The organism is Bartonella sp. AD328YNZD, assembly GCF_042196425.1.
This window is the reverse complement of sequence record NZ_JBHIQG010000601.1, coordinates 1-991: the sequence shown is the minus strand read 5'-3', so window position 1 is coordinate 991 and position 991 is coordinate 1. Positions and strand designations below refer to the sequence as shown.

The 991-nt window shown below is 39.3% G+C and carries 2 pseudogenes; both read right to left on the bottom strand.

What is annotated here, in order from left to right:
* Positions 1 to 462: pseudogene (locus ACFIO3_RS13975) on the bottom strand (DUF1009 domain-containing protein); the annotation flags it as partial.
* Positions 463 to 464: 2 nt separating this feature from the next.
* Positions 465 to 991 (bottom strand): annotated as a pseudogene (locus tag ACFIO3_RS13970) (acyl-[acyl-carrier-protein]--UDP-N-acetylglucosamine O-acyltransferase); the annotation flags it as partial.

Genomic DNA, 991 nt, shown 5'->3' with positions numbered 1-991 from the left:
CCGTATTGTTAAATTAAATGCTATGGGAGCTAAAAGATCTGGTACTATTTCATGGGCACCGATAACACAAAAACCATACGCTTCAATAATCCGTATAAAAGCTTTTAATAACGCATCATCTCCCTTCCTCAAAGCTCCGATTAACTTAGGCAGAGCTAAAAATGTTGTCCAGTCCAGTCGCAATTGTTTAAGAAGTGGTCGCTTTTTCACACCACCTGCCAAAACAACATTATAAACTCCAACCTCTTTTAAGATTTTAACGAGTTGTGCTAACTCTACAATTGATAGCTCGCAATGCTCATAACGATAAAGAATAGAATCTGCTTCACCACGCAAAAGTACAAGAAAAGGATTTTGCCCATTCTTCTCAAGAACCTGCGCAACAGTAATCGGTAGAACACCATTTCCTGCTATAACGGCAGTACGGCCGGAAAGAAAATTTCTGGCACCGTAAATAGGCATTTTTAATCCTTATGTTCTTTTATTCTATTATCTTCAAATTTTGGTGTACAATAAAAACGCTTTCCTTCTTCTTTAATAAAATTAACAACTTCAGAAACAGACTGAGAAGAAGAATAAAAAGAAGCAACATCACTAACACGCTCTTTAAATGGTTTGCTATGATCAAAAAGCATCGCAACCGCATGACGTAGTGCGTGAATATCCTGACGCCCAAGGCCTGCACGCTTCATGCCAATAATATTAAGTCCGGCAAGTTTTGCCTGCACACCAACAGCTGTTCCATAAGGAATCAGATCACCAACTAGTGCAGATACACCGCCAATAAATGCATGATGTCCAACACGAACAAATTGATGAACAGCAGCTCCACCCCCGATAATCACATAATCACCAACAGTAACATGACCAGCAATCATTACGTTATTGGCAAATGTTACATGATTGCCTACATGACAATCGTGAGCGATATGCGCATAACAAAAAAATTGGCAATTATCACCAACAACTGTCATTCCTACACTCGAATCGG